The sequence below is a fragment of the Kribbella sp. NBC_00482 genome (assembly GCF_036013725.1).
Lineage (GTDB): Bacteria > Actinomycetota > Actinomycetes > Propionibacteriales > Kribbellaceae > Kribbella.
In genome coordinates, this window is record NZ_CP107881.1 from 5,909,218 (window position 1) to 5,933,863 (window position 24,646).

At 69.7% G+C, this 24,646-nt stretch carries 23 protein-coding genes; 15 read left to right on the forward strand and 8 right to left on the reverse strand.

All coding sequences use genetic code 11. The features are described from left to right. Positions 1 to 8: 8 nt before the first annotated feature. Both OHB24_RS28765 and OHB24_RS28770 read left to right on the forward strand, forming a co-directional pair. On the forward strand, positions 9 to 1,310 hold the full coding sequence (locus OHB24_RS28765) for an ABC transporter substrate-binding protein (RefSeq protein WP_327633977.1): 1,302 nt from the start codon (positions 9 to 11) through the stop codon (positions 1,308 to 1,310). A gap of 92 nt (positions 1,311 to 1,402) precedes the next feature. Continuing rightward, positions 1,403 to 2,803, forward strand: a complete 1,401-nt coding sequence (locus OHB24_RS28770; protein ID WP_327633978.1) for an alkaline phosphatase PhoX — start codon at positions 1,403 to 1,405, stop codon at positions 2,801 to 2,803. A gap of 98 nt (positions 2,804 to 2,901) precedes the next feature. Here OHB24_RS28770 and OHB24_RS28775 read toward each other — a convergent pair whose 3' ends face one another. From OHB24_RS28775 to OHB24_RS28785, 3 genes are read right to left on the reverse strand one after another with little or no spacing between them, the layout of a single operon-like run. Then, on the reverse strand, positions 2,902 to 4,281 hold the full coding sequence (locus OHB24_RS28775; protein ID WP_327633979.1) for an ABC transporter substrate-binding protein: 1,380 nt from the start codon (positions 4,279 to 4,281) through the stop codon (positions 2,902 to 2,904). Between the two features lie 10 nt (positions 4,282 to 4,291). Next, entirely contained in the window at positions 4,292 to 5,248 is a 957-nt protein-coding gene (locus OHB24_RS28780; RefSeq protein WP_327633980.1) for a carbohydrate ABC transporter permease, read from the reverse strand. Between the two features lie 10 nt (positions 5,249 to 5,258). After that, on the reverse strand, positions 5,259 to 6,179 hold the full coding sequence (locus OHB24_RS28785; RefSeq protein ID WP_327633981.1) for a carbohydrate ABC transporter permease: 921 nt from the start codon (positions 6,177 to 6,179) through the stop codon (positions 5,259 to 5,261). Between the two features lie 119 nt (positions 6,180 to 6,298). Here OHB24_RS28785 and OHB24_RS28790 point away from each other — a divergent pair, with 119 nt between their 5' ends. Further along, positions 6,299 to 7,477: an ROK family transcriptional regulator gene (locus OHB24_RS28790; protein WP_327633983.1), complete on the forward strand. Its 1,179-nt coding sequence runs from the start codon at positions 6,299 to 6,301 to the stop codon at positions 7,475 to 7,477. A gap of 19 nt (positions 7,478 to 7,496) precedes the next feature. Here OHB24_RS28790 and OHB24_RS28795 read toward each other — a convergent pair whose 3' ends face one another. Both OHB24_RS28795 and OHB24_RS28800 read right to left on the reverse strand, forming a co-directional pair. Next, positions 7,497 to 7,910 carry a ferritin-like domain-containing protein gene (locus OHB24_RS28795; RefSeq protein ID WP_327633985.1) on the reverse strand — a complete coding sequence of 138 codons (414 nt, stop codon included), beginning with the start codon at positions 7,908 to 7,910 and terminating at the stop codon, positions 7,497 to 7,499. Beyond that, positions 7,907 to 8,464 (reverse strand): cell division protein FtsK, encoded by a 558-nt coding sequence (locus OHB24_RS28800; RefSeq protein ID WP_327633986.1) that lies wholly within the window; start codon positions 8,462 to 8,464, stop codon positions 7,907 to 7,909. Before OHB24_RS28800 ends, OHB24_RS28795 begins: the two co-directional genes overlap by 4 nt. A 150-nt stretch (positions 8,465 to 8,614) precedes the next feature. Between OHB24_RS28800 and rimP the strand changes: the two genes are divergently transcribed. From rimP to truB, 6 genes are all read left to right on the forward strand, one after another. Next, on the forward strand, positions 8,615 to 9,145 hold the full coding sequence (gene rimP / locus OHB24_RS28805; RefSeq protein WP_327633987.1) for a ribosome maturation factor RimP: 531 nt from the start codon (positions 8,615 to 8,617) through the stop codon (positions 9,143 to 9,145). A 1-nt stretch (position 9,146) separates the two neighbouring features. Then, complete coding sequence (nusA, locus tag OHB24_RS28810) at positions 9,147 to 10,139, forward strand: transcription termination factor NusA (RefSeq protein WP_130379776.1); 993 nt, start codon at positions 9,147 to 9,149, stop codon at positions 10,137 to 10,139. Between the two features lie 44 nt (positions 10,140 to 10,183). Beyond that, positions 10,184 to 10,525 (forward strand): YlxR family protein, encoded by a 342-nt coding sequence (locus tag OHB24_RS28815; RefSeq protein ID WP_327633988.1) that lies wholly within the window; start codon positions 10,184 to 10,186, stop codon positions 10,523 to 10,525. 137 nt (positions 10,526 to 10,662) lie between these two features. Then, positions 10,663 to 13,905: a translation initiation factor IF-2 gene (gene infB, locus OHB24_RS28820; protein ID WP_327633989.1), complete on the forward strand. Its 3,243-nt coding sequence runs from the start codon at positions 10,663 to 10,665 to the stop codon at positions 13,903 to 13,905. 100 nt (positions 13,906 to 14,005) lie between these two features. Continuing rightward, positions 14,006 to 14,443 (forward strand): 30S ribosome-binding factor RbfA, encoded by a 438-nt coding sequence (gene rbfA, locus OHB24_RS28825; RefSeq protein WP_327633990.1) that lies wholly within the window; start codon positions 14,006 to 14,008, stop codon positions 14,441 to 14,443. An 8-nt stretch (positions 14,444 to 14,451) separates the two neighbouring features. After that, complete coding sequence (gene truB, locus OHB24_RS28830; RefSeq protein ID WP_327633991.1) at positions 14,452 to 15,342, forward strand: tRNA pseudouridine(55) synthase TruB; 891 nt, start codon at positions 14,452 to 14,454, stop codon at positions 15,340 to 15,342. Here the strand turns inward: truB and OHB24_RS28835 are convergent. Continuing rightward, positions 15,339 to 16,727 carry an MFS transporter gene (locus tag OHB24_RS28835; protein WP_327633992.1) on the reverse strand — a complete coding sequence of 463 codons (1,389 nt, stop codon included), beginning with the start codon at positions 16,725 to 16,727 and terminating at the stop codon, positions 15,339 to 15,341. The genes truB and OHB24_RS28835 overlap by 4 nt on opposite strands. Before the next feature lie 92 nt (positions 16,728 to 16,819). Here OHB24_RS28835 and OHB24_RS28840 point away from each other — a divergent pair, with 92 nt between their 5' ends. Together OHB24_RS28840 and OHB24_RS28845 are read left to right on the forward strand one after the other, a co-directional pair. Beyond that, entirely contained in the window at positions 16,820 to 17,299 is a 480-nt protein-coding gene (locus tag OHB24_RS28840; RefSeq protein WP_327633993.1) for a MarR family winged helix-turn-helix transcriptional regulator, read from the forward strand. A 63-nt stretch (positions 17,300 to 17,362) separates the two neighbouring features. Further along, on the forward strand, positions 17,363 to 18,205 hold the full coding sequence (locus OHB24_RS28845) for an LLM class flavin-dependent oxidoreductase (RefSeq protein ID WP_327633994.1): 843 nt from the start codon (positions 17,363 to 17,365) through the stop codon (positions 18,203 to 18,205). Between the two features lie 82 nt (positions 18,206 to 18,287). On the opposite strand, the gene OHB24_RS28850 is transcribed toward OHB24_RS28845, so the two are convergent. After that, complete coding sequence (locus OHB24_RS28850; protein WP_327641116.1) at positions 18,288 to 18,932, reverse strand: TetR/AcrR family transcriptional regulator; 645 nt, start codon at positions 18,930 to 18,932, stop codon at positions 18,288 to 18,290. Between the two features lie 63 nt (positions 18,933 to 18,995). Here OHB24_RS28850 and OHB24_RS28855 point away from each other — a divergent pair, with 63 nt between their 5' ends. From OHB24_RS28855 to OHB24_RS28865, 3 genes are read left to right on the forward strand one after another with little or no spacing between them, the layout of a single operon-like run. Beyond that, positions 18,996 to 20,327: an MFS transporter gene (locus OHB24_RS28855; protein WP_327633995.1), complete on the forward strand. Its 1,332-nt coding sequence runs from the start codon at positions 18,996 to 18,998 to the stop codon at positions 20,325 to 20,327. Next, positions 20,320 to 21,564, forward strand: coding sequence for a hypothetical protein (locus tag OHB24_RS28860; RefSeq protein WP_327633996.1), 1,245 nt, complete (start codon positions 20,320 to 20,322; stop codon positions 21,562 to 21,564). Before OHB24_RS28855 ends, OHB24_RS28860 begins: the two co-directional genes overlap by 8 nt. Before the next feature lie 13 nt (positions 21,565 to 21,577). Then, positions 21,578 to 22,474: an NAD-dependent protein deacetylase gene (locus tag OHB24_RS28865; RefSeq protein WP_327633997.1), complete on the forward strand. Its 897-nt coding sequence runs from the start codon at positions 21,578 to 21,580 to the stop codon at positions 22,472 to 22,474. Positions 22,475 to 22,514: 40 nt separating this feature from the next. Here the strand turns inward: OHB24_RS28865 and OHB24_RS28870 are convergent, their stop codons facing one another. After that, positions 22,515 to 23,549: an SGNH/GDSL hydrolase family protein gene (locus OHB24_RS28870; RefSeq protein WP_327633998.1), complete on the reverse strand. Its 1,035-nt coding sequence runs from the start codon at positions 23,547 to 23,549 to the stop codon at positions 22,515 to 22,517. Positions 23,550 to 23,668: 119 nt separating this feature from the next. Between OHB24_RS28870 and OHB24_RS28875 the strand changes: the two genes are divergently transcribed. After that, on the forward strand, positions 23,669 to 24,631 hold the full coding sequence (locus tag OHB24_RS28875; RefSeq protein ID WP_327633999.1) for a bifunctional riboflavin kinase/FAD synthetase: 963 nt from the start codon (positions 23,669 to 23,671) through the stop codon (positions 24,629 to 24,631). Positions 24,632 to 24,646: the final 15 nt, after the last annotated feature.

Sequence of the window (24,646 nt, forward strand, 5' to 3'; positions counted from 1 at the left end):
GAGTATTGATGAGCATTCGGAGGGGAATCGCTGTCGCGCTGATCGCGGCGATGGCTGTGCTGGTGGGGTGCCGGAACGACGCCCCGGAGACGCAGGAGGGCGGCTCGGGCGTCAAGTTCGACGTCGGGGTCACCGCCGAGCCGTGCCCGGCCGCGGTCGACAAGACCAAGGGCTGCATCTACCTGGGCTCGATCTCGGACCTGACCGAGGGCCCGTTCAAGGCCCTCGGCGTACCGATCACCGAGAGCCAGAAGGCGTTCTGGCAGCGGGTCAACAAGGCCGGCGGGATCGGGGCCTACGAGGTCGACGTGACCAAGTACGTCAAGGACAACAAGTACAACCCGCAGATCCACAACGAGGTGTACGGCGAGATCAAGCCCGACGTACTGGGGCTGGCCCAGACGCTCGGCTCGCCGACCACGGCCGCGATCCTCGGCGACCTCAAGGCCACCGGGATGATCGGCGTACCGGCGTCCTGGACGTCGGCGTGGGCGTTCGAGGACGTGATCCTGGAGTCGGGCACGAACTACTGCTTCGAGTCGATGAACTCGGTCGACTTCGCGGTCGAGACGATCAAACCGAAGAGCGTCGCCGCGGTGCACTTCCCGGGTGACTACGGCGACGACGCCGCGGCCGGGACGAAGCTCGCGGCCGAGGCCAACGGGCTGAAGTTCACCGACATCCCGACCGCGCCCGGGCAGGAGAACCAGGGCGCCGCGATCCAGAAACTGCTCGCGGCCAAACCCGATCTGGTCATCCTGACCACCGGCCCGACCGAGGCGGCGACCATCGTCGGCGGTGCCGCGCAGAACGGCTTCAAGAGCCCGTTCATCGGCACCAGCCCGACCTGGAACCCGGCCCTGCTGAAGAGCCCGGCCGCGCCCGCGCTGACGGCGCTCTACCGGCAGTCCGGACCGTGGGCGCCGTACGGCACCGACACCCCGGGTCACAAGGCGCTGGCCGAGTCGCTCGACCCGGCGGCGTTCAAGGCCGCGCCGAACGACGGCTACACGGCCGGCTGGGTCTGGTCGTACCCGCTGAAGGCCGCGCTGGAGAAGGCGGTCGAGTCCAAGGACCTCACCCGGGCCGGGCTGCTGGCCGCGGTGAAGTCACTGCAGACCGTGGACTACGAAGGGATGCTTCCGGCGGAGGCGGGCCGCTTCTCCGGCGAGCCGAACGAGCGTGTCTTCCGCGCCAGCATCATCTCGAAGGTGGACCCGACGGCGCCGACCGGCGTCAAGGTGGAACGCGACTTCTTCACCGGCAAGACGGCGAAGGCGTACGACTTCACCAAGCCCTGCTATCAATAGCGGCGCACGGGTTCATCTTGTAGGCGTCTGCCGTTCACCGTATGTTCACCGGTGACCGGCAGATCCTTACGCCCAACGAGGAGGACCCACCCGTGTCCGTTCACGAGAATCCCCTGTCCCGGCGGCAGTTCGTCGCTCGAGCTGCCGCGGCCGGTGTCGCGGTCAGTGTCGCGGGCTCGGTGGAGGCGCTGTACACCGCCCAGCCCGCGCTCGGCACGTCCGGCCCGAAGATCGGCTACGGACCGCTGATCGAGGACCCGGACGGCATGCTCGACCTGCCGCGCGGGTTCAGCTACAAGGTCCTGTCCCGCGAGGGCACCGTACGGCCCGACGGGCTGCAGACCCCGAGCCGCTTCGACGGCATGGGCGCGTTCGCGGACCGCGACGGCGGTGCCCGGCTCGTCCGCAACCACGAGTGCAGCCCGACCGCGGCGATCAAGGTCGTCGCGCCCGCCGAGCGGACCTATGACCCGGCCGGTGCCGGCGGCACGAGCACGGTGGTGGTGAACCGGCACAGCGCGGCGACGAAGGAGTTCGTCAGCCTCGGCGGTACGGCGATCAACTGCTCGGGCGGCATCACCCCGTGGCGGACCTGGCTGACCTGTGAGGAGACCGAGCTCAAGGCCGGTGAGAGCGGCTACACCAAGGACCACGGCTTCATCTTCGAGGTCGACCCGTACGACGACCGCCGCAACGTGAACCCGACTCCGCTGAAGCCGATGGGGCGGTTCCAGCACGAGGCGGTCGCCATCGACCCGTCGACCGGCATCGTGTACGAGACCGAGGACGCGTTCATCGCGCCGCTCGGCGGCTTCTACCGGTTCCTGCCGAACCGCCCGCGCGGCGGCTGGGGCTCGCTGCGCGCCGGTGGCGAGCTGCAGGCGATGCACATCCCGGATCTGCCGGACCTGTCGGTGGTCCAGGAGGCCGGCACGCTGTTCCACGGCGTGCAGTGGGTGAAGGTGCCGGATCCGCTGGCGACGACGGAGTCGGTCCGGGCGCAGGACTACGCCAAGCCGATCACCGGTGGCTACAAGCTCGAGGGCTGCTGGTGGGGGACCCGGGATCGCTGCGTGTACTTCGTCTCGTCGTTCGCCCGGACCGAGCTCGGCCCGAAGGTGAACCACGACGGGCAGGTCTGGCGGTTCGACCCACGGAAGAAGACCCTGCGCCTCGAGGTGATCTTCACCCGGCCTTCGCCCGGCTCCGACGACCCCGAGTTCGACGCGCCCGACAACATCACGATGTCGCCGTACGGCGGGCTGATGATGTGCGAGGACGGACTCGGCGAGCAGCACATCCTCGGCACCACGGAGGACGGCGAGGTCTTCAAGTTCGCCCGCAACCGCGTCAACAACGGCACCCCGGAGGAGCCGGAGTACGGCGAACTGGCCGGAGCCGGCTTCTCCGCGGACGGCCGGACGATGTTCTTCAACGTCTACACACCCGGTATCACGTACGCCGTCACCGGCCCGTGGCGCCGTCGGCGGTAAGCACCTTCGTCGAGTGAACGCCCGGCTCGCGATCGGGTCTGAACAGTCGCGAGCCGGGCCGACCTTGCCTCCTACTGGGACCTTCTACTGGGGAACTTCTACTGGGCGACTTTGAACAGGTCGTCCAGCTGGGTGTTGAGCTTCGTCAGCGAGCTGATCGGCGAACTGCCGATGTAGACGGCGTCGAGGCGCGGTGCCATCAGGGCCGCGATATCGGCCGCGTTCGTCGTCACCGGGAACAGGAACGTCGTCTTGTCCACGACCTGCTGGGTGAACGGGGAGACGTCGAGCTTGCGCTCGGACTTGTTGTAGGCGATCGCCAGGTCGGTGCCGGCCGGTCTGGCCGGGAACACGACGCCGGACTGGCCGATGATGTTCTGGCATTCCTCGCCGGACAGGAACTTGACCCACTTCGCGGCATTCTCGGGCTGCTTCGACAGCGTGGTGACCGAGTCGGCCAGGCCGTTGAACATCGACGCCCGCTTGCCGCTCGGCCCGATCGGGGTCGGCGCCAGCCCGATGTCCAGCTTCTTACCGGCGGCGTCGGTGAGCTTCGTGAAGCTGGAGATCATCCACGACCCGCTGAGGCCCATGGCCGCCGTACCCGACTGGATCTGCTTGTCGGTCCCGATCGCGTTCGCCCCGCCGATCTCCTCGTAGCTGGGCATGTAGCCCTTCTGCACCAGGCCGAAGTACCAGCTCAGCGTGTCCTGGAGGGCCGGCTGGTCCAGGTTGAACTTCGTGCCCCACGGGTTCTTGTCGGTTGCTTGCCAGCCCGCGCTGCCGGTGAACGCCGACCACTGCGTCTGGCCCCAGCCACCGCCGCCGGAGCCCTCGGAGCCGAGACCGTGCGTCTTGACGTGCGTCTTGTCGAAGCCCGGCTCGTCGCCCCGGACGCCCTTCTCGTCGATGGTGAGATGTGCGATGAGCTTCTCGAACGTGCCGCCGTCCTGGGGGTTCCAGGTAAGGGTCTGCAGTTCGGCAGGATCCACGCCGGCCGCTTTGATCGCGGCAGCGTCGTAGAAGATGGCGATCGTGTCCCAGTCCTTCGGGGCGCCGTACCGCTTGCCGTCCTGGCCCTTCCACAGTTCCGCCAGACCCGGCTGGTAGTCGCCGTCCTCGATGTCGCTGGTCGGGCCGAGGTCGTCGAGCGGGCGGAGGACCTTCAGATCGACGTACTGGGCGAACTTCGACAGGTGGTCGGTGAAGACGTCGGGCGCGGTGTCGGCGATGAAGCCCGCGGTGAGCTTGGACCAGTAGGCGTCCCAGCCGTACTGCGAGATATGGATCTTCAGGCCGGGATTGGCCTGCGCGAACGCGTCGGCGCACTTCTGGTAGCCCGGCTGCTGGGCCGAGTCCCACAGCCAGTACTCGATGGTGCCGTTCGCGCTGCTGCCGGTCGTGCCGCCGCAGGCGGTCAAGGCCCCCGCGGTGAGCAGGGCGATCGCGGTGCGGATCCGTTGCCGGAAGGTGATCATGCCGGGCTCCTCACTTGATCCCGCTGAAGCCGATGGAGTTGACGATGCGCTTCGCGAAGAGCATGAAGAGCAGGAGCATCGGAAGGGCGGCGACGAGGGTGGCGGCCATCAGGCCGGACCAGTCGGGGCCGGTCTGCGGCGTCTGGGACTTGAAGACGCCGAGCGCGACGGTGAGGACGCGCGACTTGTCGGTGTAGCTCACCATCAGGGCCCAGAAGTACTCGTTCCACGCCGCGATGTAGGTGAGGATCGCCAGCGTCGTGATCGGGGCCATCGACATCGGAATGATGAGCCGGAAGAACACCCTGACCTTGGAAGCGCCGTCCATCAGCGCTGCCTCCTCCACCTCGCGGGAGATCCCGAGGAAGAACTGGCGCAGGAAGAACACTGCGAACGGCGTCATGAACATGGTCGGCAGGGAGATCCCGAGCAGGGTGTCCACCAGGCCGAGTTGCTTGATCAGCACGAAGTTCGGCAGCAGTGTGAAGATCGCCGGGATCATCAGGCCGGCCAGGAAGAAGGCGAAGACCTTCTCGCGGTGCTTCCACTGCAGTCGTGCGAACGCGTACGCCGCCATCGCGGAGAAGAACACCTGCCCGACGGTGATCAGCGTGGCGACGACGACGGAGTTGAACAGGTACCGCCAGAAGTTGATCGCCTGCCCGGCGCCACCGGCGTCGATGGCCTCCTGCCCGGTTTGCAGGCCGAAGACCCGCTCGAAGCCGCCGGCCGAGGTCTGTACCGGCAGCAGGTTGTCGGAGCCCGCGTAGAGGGCGTTGTTGCTGGACAGGGCGGTACGCAGCATCCAGTAGAACGGGAACAGGCTGACGAGGATCACCAGGATCATGAACGTCCAGGCGAGCGCGCGGCCGGCGCTGAACCGGTGTGGCTCGCGCGGCGTGGCCGGGGGGTCCGGGGTCATTGCGGGTGGCGCGGCGCCGACCTTCGGCGTGGTGTCGGTGGTCATGGTCGCCTCCTCAGGCCAGGTCGGAGGACTCGGCGCGGGTGAGCCGGTACTGGAGGAACGTCACGATCACCAGGACGGCGAGCAGGGCCACGGACATGGCCGATGCGTAGCCGAACTGGAAACGACCGAACGCGACGTCGTAGATGTAGTACTGCAGCACCCGGGAGGAATCGACCGGACCACCGCGCGTCGCGATCGCCACGGTGTCGAAGACCTGGAAGGAGCCGACCACGGTGATGATCAGGACGAGCGAGAGGATCGGGCGCAGGAGCGGCACCGTGATGCTGCGGAACATCCGCACCTCGCCCGCGCCGTCGATGCGGCCTGCCTCGTAGACGGTCTCGGGGATCGTCTGCAGGCCGGCGAAGATCAGCAGCGCGGTGTAGCCGACATGCCGCCAGACGTTGATGAAGGCGATCGTCGGGATCGCCCAGGCGCTGTCGGACAGGAACGGGATCCGGTCCAGGCCGATCGCGGCGATGATCGTGTTCCCGATGCCGAGCTGGTAGTCGAGGATCCAGAGGAAGACCATCGCGGCGACCACGTTCGAGACCAGGAACGGCGTCAGCACGATGCCGCGCAGCCAGGTCCGCTGCGTCAGCCGCTGCATCATCACCGCGATCACCAGGGCGAGAACCGTCTGGAAACCGATGTTCAGGACGACGTAGTAGAGCGTCACCTTCAGCGCGTTCCAGAACACCGGGTCCTGGATCATCCGCACGTAGTTGTCCAGACCGTTGAACTCCGGCGGCGTGAGCAGGTTGAACTTCGTGAAGCTGAGGTAGATCCCGCGCAAGGTCGGCCAGACCAGGAAAACGGCGAAGCCGACGAGTGCGGGAAGGATGAACAGCAGCGCCAGACGAGTGTCGTCGCGCGGACCGTTCCTGGCGCGACCGGTCTTCGCCGGTCGGATCGGGGTCGTCGTGACCATCGGCTCTCCTTCGCCCGGGGACTGTCCGCCGGGGTCCAGGGCTATTTACAGTCAGATTGAAAATAAGCCAGGATGGCCGGTGTGACAAGGGTCACGTCGACGATTTGTAAACTGGGCGGATGGTGACTGGCACGACTGAGCGACCAGCCGGTGAGCGGGGCCTGACCGCGGGAGAGCTCGCCGTCACCCGCCAACTGCTGATCCACGGGCCGGCGACCAGGGGTGACCTCGGCGACCGGCTCAACCTCTCCTATGCGTCGATGTCCCGATTGGCCCGGGCCCTCATCCACGGCGGTATCGCCACCGAGGACCCCGAGTCGGCCGCAGCGATCGGCCGGCCCCGCCACGTCCTGACCGCGGTGCCCAGTGCCCGGCACGTCGTCGGCGTCAAGCTCACCGGCGATACCGCGTACGCCGTGGTCTGCGACCTGTTCGGCGAGGTCACAGCGACCACCAGAGCGGCCCTGCCCCGGCCCGAGGAGGACGGTGTCGTGCCGGTTGCGGCCACTGTGAAGCTCATCGCCCAGCTGGTGAACAGGCTCGCTCCGAAGGTGCCCAGCGTGGATGGCATCGGGGTGTCCGTGGGTGGAGTGATCGCGGGCCGTTCGGTCGTCCGGGAGGGGACGTTCCTGGGCTGGAGCGAGGTGGATCTCGGTGGACCGCTGCGGGACCGGACCGGGCTTCCGGTCATCGTCACGAACGACGTCACCGCACTGGCGCGGGAGCAACTATGGTTCGGCGCGGGCCGCACCCATTCGACCTTCGGCATCATCACCGTCGGCGCCGGGCTCGGTGTGGGCGTCGTCCGCGACGGTGTCGCCGTCGAGGAACTGATCGACAACGGTCATCTGCTGGCGCACGCACCCGTCGACAGCAGCGGGCCCAGCTGCGGCCTCGGCCACCGCGGGTGTGTGGCGGCCTATCTGAACCGGGAGGATCTCGAGCGCAACGCCTCAGCGGCCGCCAAGCACCCGGTCACCCTGAACGACCTCGTCCGGGCCCGGTCCGGCGGCGACCCGGCCGCCACCCGGAGGCTCGACGACGCGGCCCGGGCTCTCGGGCATGTCGTGGCCTCGTTCGCCGGGGCGCTCCAGACGACCTGCATTGTGCTCGGTGGCGAGGACGTCACCGCCTTCACCGACTCGCCGGCCCTGCGGGAGGCGATCGATGATCGACTCCGCCCCGGACCGTTCGAGACCCAGCGCTGCACACTCGAGCTCCTCACCACCCCGTTGACCTTTACCGACTGGGCCCGGGGCGCCGCGGTAGCAGGCATCCAGCACGTCCTCGGTGCCTGATCGGTGCCTGAGTGGTGCGTCAGGCGGTCGCGCCGGGGAACGCCACCGGGGCGCCGCCCCAGGTGAGCTGGATGGCTGCGTACCGGAGCAGGGCCTCGATGGCGAACGCTCGTACGGCGGGTTGTTCGGCGGCCTCGACGAGGTCGCCGTACACCCCGACGATCCGGCGCTCGATCAGCAGGACCAGGGCGGTTGCGGTCGCGGTGTTGCTGACGACCTGGGGGAGGTCGTACGCCGGTTGGGCCGCGACCGGCGTCTCGCCGGCGGCGACCAGCAACGCGCTCAAGCGGTCGCGATTGTCGCGATGGACCTCGAACGTGTCGTTCGCATCCCGGAACCTGGCCCCGCTGAGCTTGCCCCCGGCGACGCCGACGCCGTACAGCGCAGCGTGCTCACCGGCGAGCGCAGCCTGCAGGGCTTCGACCTGGTTCACGAGGCGTCCTTCTTCTTCGGGGTGAGCGTCGAGGACAGCTGGATCTCGGACGCGGCGATCTCGGCGAGCAAGCGTGCCGGGGCGCCGGACAGCTTGGCCGCCGCGGCCGCGTGGGCGATCGCCGCCGCCTTCTCCTGCTTGGACAACGCCAGGAGAGCGGCTACCGCCGTACTCGCGACGGCCGGCGCCTTCGTCGCCGCAGGCGCGACCCCGGCGGTTTCCTTGAGCTTGGTCAGGTGGCTCACGTGGTACTTCGCGCCGGCCGCGAGCTGGGTGCGCAGCGCCGGGAACTTCCGGCTCACCCCGGCGAATCCGAGAGACAACTGAGTCACCAGGGTCGCCGCGGTGCTGAGCGCCGCGACGACGGCCGGGTCGACGGTAGGTGTCTCCTCGGTCGGCCCCGGTGCGGTCGGCGTGCCGTTCACGGCGCCCTTGGTTCCCGGCGTACCGGCCCCGGAGGCGGCGTCGTCCTTGCAGCCGGTCAGCGCGACCGCGCCCGGGACAAGGGCGGCGGTGACGACGACAGTACGTCGATTCAGGCGGGGGACAGGCACGGCGGAACGATACCTGCTGACCCGCCCACAGCCGGCCCGGGAGAGCCGATGACCAGGATCAGGTCAGTAGGCGGATATGGTGGGCTACTGCTCTCGGCCGGACCGCCGGGAGCGGAACGGGTGCACAACTGGAGAGAGGCAGGTCAACCTGTGAGCCGAAAGCCGGGCCCCACGCGCCACACGGACACCACGAGCCTCGAGAACTTCCTGCGGCCGATCGTCGAGCAGTTCGGCTGCGACCTGGAGGCCGCGGACGTCACGCCGGCCGGACGCCGCCGCTTGCTGCGCGTCCTGGTCGACCGCGACCGCGGCATCAGCCTGGACGACGTCGCCGAGGTGACCAGGGCCATCTCCAAGGCGCTCGACGCCGACGACATCATGGGCGACGGCGCCTACACGCTGGAGGTTTCCAGCCCCGGCGTCGACCGGCCGCTGACCCTGCCCCGGCACTGGCGGCGCAACCTCACCCGCCTGGTCGCGGTCACGCTGACCGACGGCGGGAAGCTGACCGGCCGGATCAAGTCCGCCTCCGACGAGGCGGCCGAACTGGACGTCGACGGCAAGCGGCAGAGCGTCGCGTACGCCGACGTGGAGAAGGCCAAGGTCCAGATCGAATTCAACCGGGCTGCCGGCAACGACGAACCAGAAACACCTGCCGACGGCACGGTGGAGGAGAACTGACATGGACATCGACATGGCCGTGCTGCGGTCACTCGAGCGCGAGAAGGACATCGCCCTGGAGGTCGTCGTCGAGGCGATCGAGGCGGCACTCCTGGTCGCCTACCACCGGACCGAGGGGGCGCAGCAGCACGCCCGGGTCGAGCTGGACCGCAAGAACGGGCACGTGACCGTCTTCGCCCGCGAGCTGGCCGAGGACGGCACGCCGGCCCGGGAGTACGACGACACCCCGGCCGACTTCGGCCGGATCGCCGCGACCACGGCCAAGCAGATCATCCTGCAGCGGCTGCGCGACGCCGAGGACGAGGTGCGGTACGGCGAGTTCTCCGGCAAGGAGGGCGACATCGTCTCCGGTGTCGTCCAGCAGGGCCGCGACCCGCGGTCGGTGATGGTCGACCTCGGCAAGATCGAGGCCGTGCTGCCGGCGCCCGAGCAGGTGCCGGGGGAGAAGTACGAGCACGGCTCCCGCCTGCGGGTGTACGTCGTCGGCGTCCGGAAGGGCTTCAAGGGCCCGCAGATCACCGTCAGCCGGACGCACCCGAACCTGGTGAAGAAGCTGTTCGCGCTGGAGGTCCCGGAGATCGCCGACGGCACCGTCGAGATCACCGCGATCGCTCGCGAGGCGGGGCACCGGACCAAGATCGCGGTCCGCACCCTGAACCCGTCCGTGAACGGCAAGGGCGCCTGCATCGGGCCGATGGGCCAGCGGGTGCGCAACATCATGCACGAGCTGCACGGCGAGAAGATCGACATCATCGACCACAGCGACGATCCGGCCACCTTCGTCGGGAATGCGTTGTCCCCGGCGCAGGTTACGTCGGTCGAGGTGGTGGACGCCGCGGCCCGTGCGGCGCGCGTCGTCGTACCCGACTATCAGCTGTCGCTGGCGATCGGCAAGGAGGGGCAGAACGCCCGCCTCGCCGCCCGGCTCACAGGCTGGCGGATCGACATCCGGCCGGATACCGATGTGACTGGTGATGACAAGAAGGTAGACTGATCTCTCGGTCGGTCGACTGAGTCGTCACCACACCCTGAGGAACTGTGACAAAAACTGCAGACGCGCGCCCTGAGAAGCTCCGGGAGCGCACCTGTATCGGGTGCCGGAAACGATCCAGCCCGACTGACCTGCTGCGGATGACGGTGTCCGGAGGACCAACGAACCAGATGGTCCTCCCGGATCCCGAGCGTCGGGCACCCGGCCGTGGGGCGCACCTGCACCCGGCGACCGAGTGTTTCGAACTCGCCGTCCGGCGCAAGGCGTTCCCACGGGCCTTCAAGGTCCCGGGGCCGCTCGACGTGACCGGGCTGCAGGAGTACGTCGAGCAGCGTGATAGGGAAGAAGCAGTGCAAAAGGCGGCCTCCCGGCCGTCCGCGGCGGTCTGACCGGACCGTCGTGACCGACATGAAGGCGGGTCATCGACTCATGACCACTCGATGAGTGTCGAACGATGAGTGCAATGCGATGAGCATGTACGTCAACTAACGGTCCGCGGCCCCAGGCTCGGACCAGAGGGAGAGTAGTGGCAAAGGTCCGGGTCTACGAGCTCGCGAAAGAGCTCGGAGTTACCAGCAAGGTCGTTCTGACCAGGCTGAACGACATGGGAGAGTTCGTCCGATCGGCGTCCTCGACGATCGAGGCACCCGTCGTCCGACGGTTGGCGGAGGAGTTCGAGAAGAACCCGCCGAAGAAGCGCGCGGCCAAGAAGGCCGCCGCCAGCACGTCTGCCGCGCCGCAGGCGACCGCACCGGTCGCGCCGGCGCCGAAGCCGGCCCAGCCGGCGGCCCCGAAGGCTCCGGCCGAGCGCACCGCGCCGGCCGCTGAGGTGCGTACCGAGGCGGCTCCGGTCGCCGAGGCTCCGGCCGCTCCGGCGCCCGCGGCCGAGACGGCGCCGGTGAAGTCGGCCCCGGGGATCAAGCCGGGACCGCGTCCGGGCCCGAAGCCGGGTCCGCGCCAGGAGTCCGCTCCGGCCGAGCCGGCTGCGCCTGCCCCGGTGGAGTCGGCTCCGGTCGAGTCCGCTCCGGCGGCGAAGGCGGAGAGCCCGGCAGCGCCGTCGTTCGAGGCTCCGGCCGCGAAGGCAGCCCCGGAGACGGGTGGCCAGTCGGCCCCGTCCGCTCCGTCATCTGAGCCGCGTCGTACCGGTGGCGACTCCGCGGCCCGTCCGGGTCCGCGTCCGGCACCGGCTGCTAGCCCGCGTCCGGGCGGCCAGGGCGGCAGCCAGGGTTCCGGCCCGCGTCCGGGTGGCCAGGGTGGTCCCGGTTCCGGTCCGCGTCCGGGTGCGCCCCGTCCGGGTGCCCCGCGTCCCGGCGCGCCCCGTCAGGGCGGCCAGGGTGGCGGTGGCCCGCGTCCGGGTGCACCGCGTCCGGGCAACAACCCCTTCAGCTCGACCCAGGGCATGCAGCGCGGTGGACCGCGCTCCGGCCAGGGTGGCGGCGGTGGCGGCGGTGGCGACCGCGCCGGGGCTCCGAGCCCGGCCGGCATGGCTCCGCGTCCGCCGCAGGGTCGCAGTGGCGGCGGTGGCGAGCGCGGCGGTAGCGACCGCCCGCGTTCCGGTGGTGTTCCGGGCGCCCCGCGTCCGAACCCGGCGATGATGCCGAAGTCCTCGGCCGGTACGTTCACCGGCCGTCCCGGTGGCGGCTCCGGCGGCCCGGGTGGCGGCTCCGGCGGTCCCGGTGGCGGTGGCCGTGGTCGTCCCGGCGGCGGTCCGGGTGCCGGTCCGCGCGGGGGTGGCGGTGGCGGCGGCGCCGGTGGCGGCTTCCGTCCCGGTGGCGGCGGCCCGAGCGGCCCGCCCGGTGGCGGCGGTGGCCGTCCGGGTCCGGGCAACCGCGGTCGTGGCGGTACGCAGGGTGCCTTCGGGCGTCCGGGCGGTCCGGCGCGTCGTGGCCGCAAGTCGAAGCGGGCGAAGCGCCAGGAATTCGACAACATGCAGGCTCCGGCCGTCGGCGGCGTGCGCGTCAAGCACGGTGACGGCGAGGTCGTGAAGTTGCCGCGTGGCGCGTCGCTGACGGACTTCGCCGAGAAGGTCGGAGTCGACCCGGCGTCGCTGGTCCAGGTGCTGTTCCACCTCGGTGAGATGGTGACCGCGACCCAGTCGGTGAACGAGGAGACGCTCGAGCTGCTCGGTACCGAGCTGAACTACGACGTCCAGCTCGTCTCGCCGGAGGACGAGGACCGCGAGCTGCTGCAGTCGTTCGACATCGACTTCGGCAACGACGAGGGCGACGAGGGCGACCTGGCTCCGCGGCCGCCGGTGGTGACCGTCATGGGTCACGTCGACCACGGTAAGACGAAGCTGCTGGACGCGATCCGGATGGCGAACGTCCAGGCCAAGGAAGCCGGCGGTATCACCCAGCACATCGGTGCGTACCAGGTGACCACCGAGGTCGACGGCCAGGAGCGGGCGATCACCTTCGTCGACACCCCGGGTCACGAGGCGTTCACCGCCATGCGTGCCCGTGGTGCGCAGGCCACCGACATCGTCATCCTGGTGGTCGCGGCCGACGACGGCGTGATGCCGCAGACGATCGAGGCGCTGAACCACGCCCGTGCGGCGGGTGTCCCGATCGTGGTCGCGGTGAACAAGATCGACGTCCCGGCGGCGGACCCGACCAAGGTGCGCGGTCAGCTGACCGAGTACGGCCTGGTCCCCGAGGAGTACGGCGGCGACACGATGTTCGTCGACGTCTCGGCGAAGTCCCGGATCAACATCGAAGGGCTGCTCGAGGGGGTCGTGCTGACCGCGGACGCGGCACTCGACCTGCGGGCCAACCCGACGATGCACGCCGAGGGCATCGCGATCGAGGCGAACCTCGACAAGGGCCGTGGTCCGGTGGCGACCGTGCTGGTGCAGCGCGGCACGCTCCGGGTCGGTGACTCGATGGTGGCCGGTCCGGCGTACGGCCGGGTCCGGGCGATGCTCGACGAGCACGGCGACCCGGTCGAGGAGGCGACGCCGTCGCGTCCGGTCCTGGTGCTCGGTCTGACCGCCGTACCAGGTGCGGGTGACAAGTTCCTGGTCGTCGACGACGACCGCATGGCTCGGCAGATCGCCGAGCGACGCGAAGCCCGTGCCCGTGCGGCGGCGAACGCCAAGCGTCGCGCCCGTCGTACCCTCGAGGACTTCATGGCCTCGATGGAGAAGGGTGAGGCTCAGGAGCTGCTGCTGATCCTCAAGGGCGACGTGTCCGGTTCGGTCGAGGCGCTGGAAGACGCGCTGGTCCGGATCGAGGTCGGCGACGAGGTCAACCTGCGGATCATCGACCGCGGGGTCGGTGCGATCAACGAGAACGACGTCAACCTGGCCATCGCGTCGAACGCCGTCATCATCGGCTTCAACGTGCGGCCGGCGGGCAAGGCCGGGGACCTGGCCGAGCGCGAAGGCGTGGATGTCCGGTACTACTCGGTCATCTACTCGGCGATCGACGACATCGAGGCCGCCCTGAAGGGCATGCTCAAGCCGATCTACGAGGAGGTCACCCTCGGCCAGGCCGAGATCCGGGAGATCTTCCGCTCCTCGAAGGTGGGCAACATCGCCGGTTGCTGGGTGACCAGCGGCCTGCTCAAGCGGAACGCGAAGGTCCGGTTGATCCGGGACGGCGCGGTGGTCGTCGACAACTCCGACCTGTCGTCGCTGAAGAGGTTCAAGGACGACGCGTCCGAGGTCCGCGAGGGCTTCGAGTGCGGTCTGACCATCAACAACTTCAACGACATCAAGATCGGCGACGTCGTCGAGGCGTTCGAGCTCCGCGAGAAGCCGCGCAGCTGACAGCAGGTGGTGCCCCTGATCCCAGGGGCACCGGAGTAACGTCCGGAGAGGCGCTGGTCGCCTCTCCGGACGTTGTTCATGAATGAAGGAGTGAGCCCTGATGGGTGAAGCAAGGGCGAAGCAGTTGGCCGACCGGATCCAGGTGCTCGTCGCGGAACTGCTGGAGCGCCGGGTCAAGGACCCGCGGCTCGGTTTCGTCACGGTCACCGACGCCCGGCTGACCGGCGATCTGCGCGAGGCCAGCGTCTTCTACACGGTGTACGGCGACGAGCAGGCGCGGGCGTCCACGGCGGCCGCGCTGGAGTCGGCGAAGGGCCTGATCCGCAGCGAGGTCGGCAAGGCGCTCGGGCTGCGGCACACTCCGAGCGTGGCGTTCTTCCTGGACGCCGTACCGGAGACCGCGGGGCAGATCGAGGAACTGCTCGAGAAGGCCCGGACGGCCGACGCCGAGGTGGCCAAGGCCGCCGCGGGCGCGAAGCCGGCCGGTGACGCGGACCCGTACAAGCACAAGGACGACGACGAGGACGAGCAGGACTGAGTACTGCGTTGAGCCCTGACTTCACCTCGACGTCCGACGGGATCGTGGTCGTCGACAAGCCTGCCGGCCTGACCTCCCACACCGTCGTCGCCCGGATCCGCCGGCTGGCGGGTACCCGGAAGGTCGGCCACGCCGGCACGCTGGACCCGATGGCGACCGGTGTCCTGGTTGTCGGCGTGAACCGGGCGACGCGGCTGCTCGGCCATCTGCAGCTGGCCGACAAGTCGTACGACGCGACGATCCGGCTCGGTGCCACGACGACGACCGATGACGCCGAGGGCGAGGTCACGTCCACGGCTCCCGTCGACGGCATCACCGCCGAGGCGATCTCGGCCGCCGTCGAGGGGTTCCGCGGGGAGATCTCGCAGATCCCGTCGAAGGTGTCGGCGATCAAGGTCGACGGGAAGCGTGCGTACGACCGGGTGCGGGCGGGCGAGGAGGTCGTGCTCAAGGCGCGCGCGGTGACCGTGTCGCGCTACGACATCCTCGATGTCCGGCCCGACGCCGACGGGATCTCGGTCGACGTCTCGGTGGACTGCTCCAGCGGCACGTACATCCGGGCGCTGGCCCGCGACCTCGGGGCCGAGCTCGGCGTCGGCGGCCACCTGACCGCGCTGCGCCGTACCCGGGTCGGCTCCTTCGACCTCAAGGCCGCTCACACCCTGGAGTCCCTCGCCGAGTCCTTCGACTGGCTCCCGATCGCGGACGTTGCCGCCGGCACCTTCCCGCGGTTCGACGCCGACGACGCCCAGGCGGCCGCGATCCGCACCGGCCGCCCGCTGCCGGGCCTCGAACTGACCGCCGGACAGACCGCGATGTTCGCCCCGGACGGCACCTTCCTGGCGCTCTACGAGCCGCACGGCCCTGTCGCCAAACCCACCGCGGTCTTCGTCGGCTAGGCATCCGCCACCGGCGCGGCAGCACTGGCGTGGGTGAAGCGGGGGAGCGCGGCGGCGCCGACGGCGAGGAGGGCGATGATCGCCATCTGCACGCCTTCGACGGCGGCGAAGGCGTGTGCGGTGCTGTGCTCCGCGCGGGCGAGGTACAGCGTGCCGAGGGTGGCCACCCCGAGCGCGAGACCGGTCTGCTGCAGCGTGATCAGCACGCCGCCGCCGACACCGCCGAGATGCGTGGGGACATCGGCGAGCACGCTGCGGAACAGGCCGGCGAACAGCATCGACTGCCCGGCGCCGGCCAGTGCGAGCGGGACAGCCATGTCCCACAGGCTGACCCGCGGCCAGAGCCCGACGACGACCCAGACCAGTGCCGCGACGCCCGCGAGCTGGATGACCGCGCCGACGGACAGCGCGGCCCGCCCGAAGCGGCCGATCACGCGCGGCGCGAACACGGACCCGAGGAAGAACAGCAACGCCATCGGCAGGATGGCCAGGCCGCCCTGGAGCGCGTCGCGGTGCAGGCCGTCCTGGACCGTCAGTGCGAAGACGAACATGAACGCGCCGAAGCCGATGCTGAACGCGAACACCATCACCAAGCCACGCGCCATCGACGGAAGCCGCAGCAAGGACGGCGGGAGGAGCGGGATTCGGCCCTGATGCTCGGCGTGCCGCTCGACGACCACGGTGACGGCACCGAGCACGACCGCGAGGGCGATCATGGCCTGGCACCACCACGGCCAGCCGAGCGAGTGACCCTCGGCGAGTGGGACCAGTAGGGCGGTCAGCGTGGCGGCGAACAGACACGTGCCAGGGAGATCGATGCCTACCGGATGGTCCGAGCGGGTGCTCGGCACGATCCGGGCTGCCACGAGCAGGACGACGAGGCCGATGGGGACGTTGACCAGGAAGATCGGGCGCCAGGAAGTGCCGGCCAGATCGGCGTTCACCAGCAGTCCGCCCACCAGTTGACCGACCACCGCCGCGATCCCGGACGTGGCGCCGTACAAGGCCAACGCCCGTGCCTTGCGCTCGTGGTCGAGGGTGTGGTGGAACGTCGCGAGGACCTGCGGAACGAGCAGTGCGGCGGTCGCGCCCTGGACGATGCGGGCGGCGATCAGTACGCCGACCGTAGGAGCGAAGCCGCAGCTCGCCGAGGCCGCGACGAAGCCGAGGAGTGCTCCGAGGAACAGGCGGCGGTGGCCGAAGCGGTCCCCCAGACGGCCGCCGAGGACCAGCAGGGCCGCGTACGCGACGCCGTAGCCCGCGATCACCAACTCCAGTTCGGAGGCCGAGGCGTGCAGCGAGGTGTCGATGCTCGGCAACGCGACGTTGGTGACGAAGAAGTCCATGATCGGCAGGAAGGCGCCGGCGAGCAGGACGAAGACCATGACGGGCTCCAAGTGATTATGAATAGATAACTATCAGATCAGAATCAGTATGCTCCTATAACTATGTGCCGACAACCATCTATGCTGGCGGTGTGACGAAGTCCCGATCTGTTGATGAGGAGCGCTGGGCCGACCTGGCCGACCTGGTGCTGATGATCAGCCGCGAGATCCAGTACCGCGGCTACGCCGATGAGAGCGCCGTACCGCTGACGCAGTCCGAAGGCATCGTGATGCGCTACCTGCTCAAGGACGGTCCGGCGGCGCCGAGCCGGATCGCGGCGGCGACCGGCTTGCAACGCACCAATCTCTCGACCACGCTGCGCGGCCTGGACGGCAAGGGCCTCATCGAGCGGCAGGCCGACCCGGACGACGGCCGCGGTGTCGCCGTCAGCCCGACCGAGCACGGCCGCGGCAATTACGCCGTCGTCCGGCAGGAGTGGGCGACCGCCGTCAGTGAGGCCGTCGCCGGCGACGACACCCATCTCGACGCGGCCGTCGCGCTGCTCTCCGGCATCGCCGAAGGACTGGGCAGGACCCGTCCCGGGACGCCGTCGAGCCACCCGCCGGCCTGATCAGCCCGCGACGTCCGGGCCGGACCGCCGGAGAATGTCCGTGGGCCGTTCTACCGTCGGAGGATGAGATACGGCTATGTGATGGCGTACGGCGATGCGCGCGACGCGGCCGAGCTCGCGCCGATCGCGGAAGCGCACGGCTGGGACGGGTTCTTCGTGTGGGAGTCGATCTGGGGCATCGACGCCTGGGTCATGCTCGGCGCCGCGGCGATGACGACCGAGCGGATCCGGCTCGGGACGATGCTCACACCGCTGCCGCGCCGAAAACCGTGGGACGTGGCGGGACAGGTCTCGACTGTCGACAACCTCAGCGGCGGACGGGTGATCCTCTCGGTCGGACTGGGCGTGACAGGGGACGACCGGTTCTGGCTGTTCGAGGAGGATCCCGGGCGGAAGGTCCGCGCGGAACTCATGGACGAGTCGCTGGAGCTCCTGCCGCACCTGTGGCGCGACCAACCGTTCGAGTACTCGGGCAAGCACTACCAGTCCCGCAAGATCGCCGAGCTGATGCCACCGGCGCCACCGCCGCCCGTGCAGCAGCCGCGGGTCCCGACCTGGGTCGTGGGCGGCTGGCCGCGACCGAAGTCGATGCGCCGCGCGGCACTGCAGGACGGCTGGCTCCCGGCGTACGTCGGCGACGGCGAGGTGACGCCCGAGATTGTGGCGCAAGGCGTCGAGTGGATCCGCAACGAGCGCGAGAAACACGGCCTGACCATGGACGGGTACGACGTGGTCGCCGAAGGCATGACCACCGCGGACGACCCGAAGGCCCCGGACACGGTCCACCCGTGGGCCGACGCCGGCGCCACCTGGTGGATCGACGCCGACTGGTCCTCGATGGACCCGGCCACCGTCCGCCCGGCCGCCGAACGCCGCCTGAAAGCCGGTCCGCCCCGCGTCGACTGACGGCGCACAAGGGATCGGTCCGGGAGACCGCCCTCGCGGTCGGGCTGGTATTCGACAGCGTCCGGCTACGGACGGCGTTCCGCTAGTTGGGCCGCTGTGGGGAATCGGGACTTGACCGGATGCTCTGCAGCAGGATGCGGAGGTTGTCCAGATCGGCTTCGAACTCCGCGTCGAAGTCGATCGGGATGTCGAGGTGCGTGGCCAGCCGGTAGTGGGCCGGCAGCTCGGTCGGAGCCAGCTGGGTACGGCGGGACCGCGGGTTCAGCGTGCCGCGACTGAAGCGGCCGTTCACCTCGGAGGCTGCGAAGCCCATCACGAACGTGGACAACAGCCGCTCGACCCGGGCGACCTGGTCGTCGGGTATACCGGCGTCCAGGATGGTCTGGTAAAGGGCGTCGGTGGCGCGGAGCGCTTCCGGTGTGACCGAGGGGCGGGACAGCAACAGGGTGAACGCGCTCGGGTGCCGGTTCGCCAGCTTCCGCGCGGCCTGCGCCAACGCGACCAGCCGAGTCCACCAGTCCGCGTCACGGTCCAGGTCGGCCAGCGGCACCAGCTCGGTCAGCAGCACCTCGACCAGGCCGTCGAGCAGGGCGTCCTTGCTGGACACGTGCGGATACAGCGCCATCGCGCTCATCCCGACCCGCAGACCCACCGACCGCATCGAGACGGCGTCGAGTCCGCGCTCGTCTGCGATCGCCAGGGCCGCCTCGAGGATGGTCTGCCTCATGTCCTCCACGGGGAGCTACTGTACGGCATATTTACATCGTAAATACACTGTATAGTGCTCATCATGACAACCCCATCCCCGGCGGCCGACCTGGCCGTCGCTCCGCCGTCCTGGCGCTCGACCCGGCGCGCTCGGGTCGGCTGGTACGGCTATGACTGGGCCAACTCCGTCTTCACCACCAGCGTGACCTCGGTCTTCTTCGGCCCGTACCTGACCGACGCCGCCCGCGCCGCTGCCGGCCCCGGCGGTACCGTCCACCCACTCGGAATCGGCATCTCCGCCGCGTCGTACGTGCCGTTCGTGGTCGGCCTGTCCGTGTTCCTGCAGATCTTCGTGCTGCCCACCGCGGCCGCCCTCACCACTCGGCATGACAAGGGCCGGCTGCTCGGTGTGCTGCTGCTGGTCGGCGGCGGCGCGGCGACTGCGATGTACACGATCGGCGAGACCGACTACCTGCTCGGCGGCGGCCTGTTCGTCCTCGCGACGATCGCCCTCGGCGGCTCGATCACAGTCTGCAACACGTACTTGCCGGCGATCGCGCCACCGGAGCGTCAGGACCGTACGTCGGCCGAGGCGTCCGCGGCCGGTTTCCTGAGCGCCGGCCTGATCCTGGTCGTCGATCTGGTTGTCTACAACAGTCACGACCGGCTCGGTCTGACCGAGAGCGAAGCGGTCCGGATCATCATGATGACCGCCGGCCTGTGGTGGCTGCTGTTCGGCGCACTGTCTGTGATGCTGCTGCGCGGGTACGGCGCACCGGCGACCACGCCCACCGCTCGGATCGGCTCGTACCGGCTGCTCGGCCGCGCGCTGCGGGACTTGCAGCAGCATCCGGCCGCGGCCTGGTTCCTGGTCGCGTTCCTGCTGTACTTCAACGGCGTCCAGGCCGTCACGGGTCTGGTCGGAACCTACGCGGTCGAGGCGCTCGAACTCGAACTCGATCAGGTGATCGTCGCGGTACTGGTCGTCCAGTTCGCCGCCGTCGTCGGCACAGCCGCGCTCGGACGGGTGGCGGAGCGGTACGGCGGTCGCGCGGTACTGATCGGATCGGTCCTGTTCTGGTGCGCCGTCATCATCACCGGCGGCGCACTCCCGGCCGGCTCGTTCGGCGGATTCCTCGCGTTGTGTATCAGTGCGGGCCTCGTCGTCGGCGGCGTGTACGCCCTGTCGCGCTCGGTCTTCATCCGGCTCGTGCCGCAGGACCGCGTACCCGAGTACGTCGGCATCTTCGAGACGGTCAACCGTTGCCTCGGGTTCCTGGGCCCGGCCGCGTTCGGCCTGGTGCTGCAGTGGACCGGCAGCTATCGGTGGGCCTGGCTGTCCATTCTTGTCTTCATGGTGGCCGGCGTCGTGACGCTCGTCGCCGCGCCCCGGCCGGAGGTGTCGAATGCCTGAGCTCCGTATTCTGCTGACCGAGGCGACCAGTGCCTCGGCACGTGAGGTCCTCACCGTGCTGGGACGCCGTGGCCACGTCGTCGACGTGCTGCACAGCGGTGGTGTCTCGTTGACCGCCCGATCGCGCTGGGTGCGCCGGCGGTACTCGAGCCCGGCCTTCGCGGTCGATCCGATCGCGTACCTCGACCGGCTCCGGCAGATCCTGTCCAGTACGGAGTACGACGTCGTGCTGCCGACACACGAGCAACTGGTGGCCCTGTCCCGCTTCGCGGACGAGTTCGGCGAGCTGGCCGGCCTCGCCGTACCTCCGTTCGACGCGGTCCGAATCCTGCAGGACAAGGCTGCCGCAGCCGGTCTGCTCGACCGGCTCGGCCTGCCGCAGCCGGCGACCCGGCTGGTACACAGTCCGGATGAACTCCGAGCGGCCACCGAGCTGCCCGCCTACATCAAGTTGCCGGTGGCAACGTCCAGTCGTGGCGTCTGGCTGGCCGGCGACGAAGAGCAGCTGGCCGCGGTCGCCGAGCTGGCCGCGGTCCGGGAGACGCTCGCGTCGGGCAGTGCGGTCCTGATCCAGCAGCCGGTGACCGGGACGCTGCTGATGGTCCAGGCGGTCTACGACCATGGCCGGCTGGTCGGCGCGCACACCGCGGTCCGCCGGCGCGAGGGGGTGCAGGGGAGTGCATCGGCGAAGGAATCGATCCAGCGCCCGGATGTCGTCGAGCATCTGACCCGGCTGGGCGCCGAGCTCAGGTGGCACGGCCCGCTCTCGATCGACGCCATTCTGGACGAGCAGGACCGGCCTCGCTACATCGACGTCAATCCGCGGCTGGTCGAGCCGGTGAACGCCGAACTGGCGGGCGCCGAACTGGTCGACCGCTGGCTGGCCGTGTCCCGCGGCGCAACCCCCGGTCCACGCCCGGCGGCGCGAGCGGGCGTTCGCACCCACATGTTGTTGATGGCGATTCTGCGGCACGCCGAGGTTGGCCACGGCCGGTGGGCGATCCTGCGCGAGCTGGCGGCCGCAGTACGCCGTCGCGGGTGGTACGCAGACAGTCAGGAGGAACTGCTGCCCGTCCGGGAGGACTTGGTCGGTGCCGCATTCCTGGTCGCGATCACCGGCTGTCTGCTGGTCTCACCCGCGCTTTGGAAGCAGCTCGGCGGCAGTGGAGCGCCGGCCCACACCCTCAGCCCAGGGGGCTGGAAGTGGCTGACACAGGCATCCGACCGGTCAGGGTGAGTACGCTGGAGTGGTGCGTTCTCGTCCGACGTTGGAGTGGGCCCCCGGGCCCGAGGTGCTGGCGTTGGAGCCGGGTGCGACGGACATAGGTCCGGTCGCGCGGACCGTGGCCGCCGGGCGCGTCGTCGTACTGAGTGGCGCCGGGATCTCGACCGAGTCGGGGATCCCGGACTATCGAGGCGAGACCGGCAGCCTGCGGACCCACACCCCGATGACGTACGGCGACTTCACCGCGAGCGAGGTCGCGCGGCAGCGGTACTGGGCGCGCAGCCATCTCGGCTGGCGCACCATCGCCCGCGCCGCCCCGAACGACGGCCACCGCGCCGTTGCCGCCCTGCAGGCCCGCGGCCACCTGAGCGGCATCATCACGCAGAACGTCGACGGCCTGCATCAGGCAGCCGGCGCCCGCGACGTGATCGAACTGCACGGCAACCTCGACCGGGTGGTCTGCCTCGGCTGCGGTACGACGTCCGCGCGCGAGGTCCTCGACCGCCGTCTCCGGGCCGCCAACCAGGCGTTCACCGCCGAGGCGACCCGGATCAACCCGGACGGCGACGTCGAACTCCCCGAGGACGTCGTCCGCACGTTCACCGTCGTCGCGTGCACGGTGTGCGGCGGCGTACTCAAACCCGATGTGGTGTTCTTCGGCGAGAACGTCCCGAAGAGCCGCGTCGAGCGCTGCTACCGGCTCATCGACGACGCGAACGCCGTCCTCGTCCTCGGCTCGTCCCTCACCGTGATGTCCGGGTTCCGCTTCGTCCGGCACGCGGCCAAGGCCGGTACGCCGGTGCTGATCGTCAACCAGGGCCTGACCCGCGGCGACCCGTACGCGACGTACCGCGTCGATCTCCCGCTCGGACAGGCACTGACGGAACTGCTCGAAGAAACCAGCGGGCCGAGCCACGCGTGAGGTGGCCCGGCCCGTGGTCCGCAGTACGGATTGGAAAGGGTCAGCGTTGCGCGCTGGTCCGTACGCGGTTCAGGGAGGCCTCGAGGGCCTTGGGGGAGAGGGCAGCTCGAGGTGATGCGGCGGCCTGCTTCGCCAGGGTGCGCGCCCGGGCAGCCCACGTGGCCTGCTCGGCGGCGGTGACGATCGGCTGCGCGCCGGTCAGGGTCTTGTAGGTGAGCGCGGCCATGCCGGCCTCGCCCTCGAAGCGCGGGTGGTAGCTGATCGCCCGCAGCAGGTTGATGTCCTTGCCCTGGATCCAGGCCTGGCCGTCCGGGGCGCAGGCGTCGTGCCCGGTGGACGGCCCGAAGGTGTCGACGTACGTCGCTCCGCCGGCCTCGGCCGCCCCGGAGACGGCCGCGTTCAGCGCCTGCTCGATCGAGTACAGGTACGCGTAGTCGCCGTCGGCGAACGGGAGGATCGACGGGCAGGTCCCGTGCTCCGGCGCGATCTTCGGGTAGCCGACCAGCACGATCGTGGCCTGCGGCGACCTCGCCCGGATGCCCTGGACGACGATCGAGATCCGGGTCTGGGCGATCTTGGCCTTCAGCGTGTCCACGCCGTCGACCGTGAAGTGCGCCTTGCACGGCGCACCGGTCGGGTCGGAGGCGCGCAGGCCGGGGCAGGTGCCGATGATGTCGCCGAAGACGCCGAAGTCGTTCCCGCCGATCCCGAGCGTCACCAGGTCGGTGTCCGGCGTCAGTGCGTTGAACTGCGGGGCAGCTGTGCCGAGGATCGTGCTCTGGGGCTGGGTCATGTTCGTGGTGTCCGCCCCACCGCAGCTCACGTCGGCGAACCGGTGCACGCCGAGCGCCGAGGCCAGCAGCTTCGGGTAGTTGCTGTACGAGCGTGCGCACCCGAGCGACAACAGGTCGGCCAAGGGGACGAACGGCGCGGAGGTATAGGAGTCGCCCAATGCGACGTACCTCGAGAAACCGGTGGACGTCGTGGAGCTCGGCGCTGCGGTGGCGGCAGCGGCAGGTAGGCCGGCCACCAGTGCGAGCGCTGCGCAGACAGCAACCAGACGGCGTAGCTTCACGAGACCTCCCCAGGCTCATCCAGTGCGCGGCCCACCATAAGTTGAGTCACCGCACGATTACAAGGGGTGATCGTGGACCTGATGGAAGCAATTCAGGACGGGCATGGAATCCTGCTGCCATGCGTGTCTGGCACGGATTGGACGAGGTGAGCCCGGACTTCGGGCCGACGGTCGTCACGATCGGCAACTTCGACGGGGTGCACCGGGGTCACCAGGAGGTGCTCGCGCACGCCCGCGCGCGGGCGGCCGAGCTGGGTGGGCTGCCGGTGGTGGCGATGACCTTCGACCCGCACCCGATGCGGGTCCTGCGGCCCGACCACGCGCCGCTGCAGCTCAGTGATCCCGCCCGGCGCGCCGAGTTGCTCGGCGAGGCCGGCGCGGACGCGGTGCTGATCCTCCCGTTCACCAAGGAGGTGTCGCACTGGTCGCCGGAGGAGTTCATCGAGCGCACGCTGGTGAACTCGCTGCACGCGAAGGCGATCGTGGTCGGCGAGAACTTCCGCTTCGGTCACAAGGCGGCCGGCCACGTCGACACGCTCGTCGAGGCGGGAACGCAGTACGGCTTCCAGGTCGAGGGACTGAGCCTCGCGGGGGACGAGCAGCCCTGGTCGTCGACGTACGTGCGCCAGCGGCTCGCCGACGGTGACGTGGAGGCCGCCGCGGTGGCGCTCGGCCGCCCGCTGCGGGTCACCGGTGTGGTCGTCGAGGGCGACAAGCGCGGCCGCGAGCTCGGCTACCCGACCGCGAACATCCCCGCCGATCCGGGCGCAGCTGTCCCGCAGGACGGCGTGTACGCCGGTTGGCTCACCGTGCTGACATCGGCGCCGGGCGCCCCGGCGTACCCGAATCCGCTGCCCGCGGCGATCAGCGTCGGCAGCAACCCGACGTTCGACGGCGTGGACCGCCGGGTGGAGTCGTACGTGCTGGACCGCGACGACCTCGAGCTGTACGGCGCCACGGTCGCGATCGATTTCGTCGCCAGGCTGCGCGGTACGCAGATCCGGTTCGACAGCATCGACGAGCTGCTGGTGCAGATGAAGGCCGACGTCGACGGGGCGCGACACCTGCTCAGCACCGATTAACGGGGCCAGTCCACG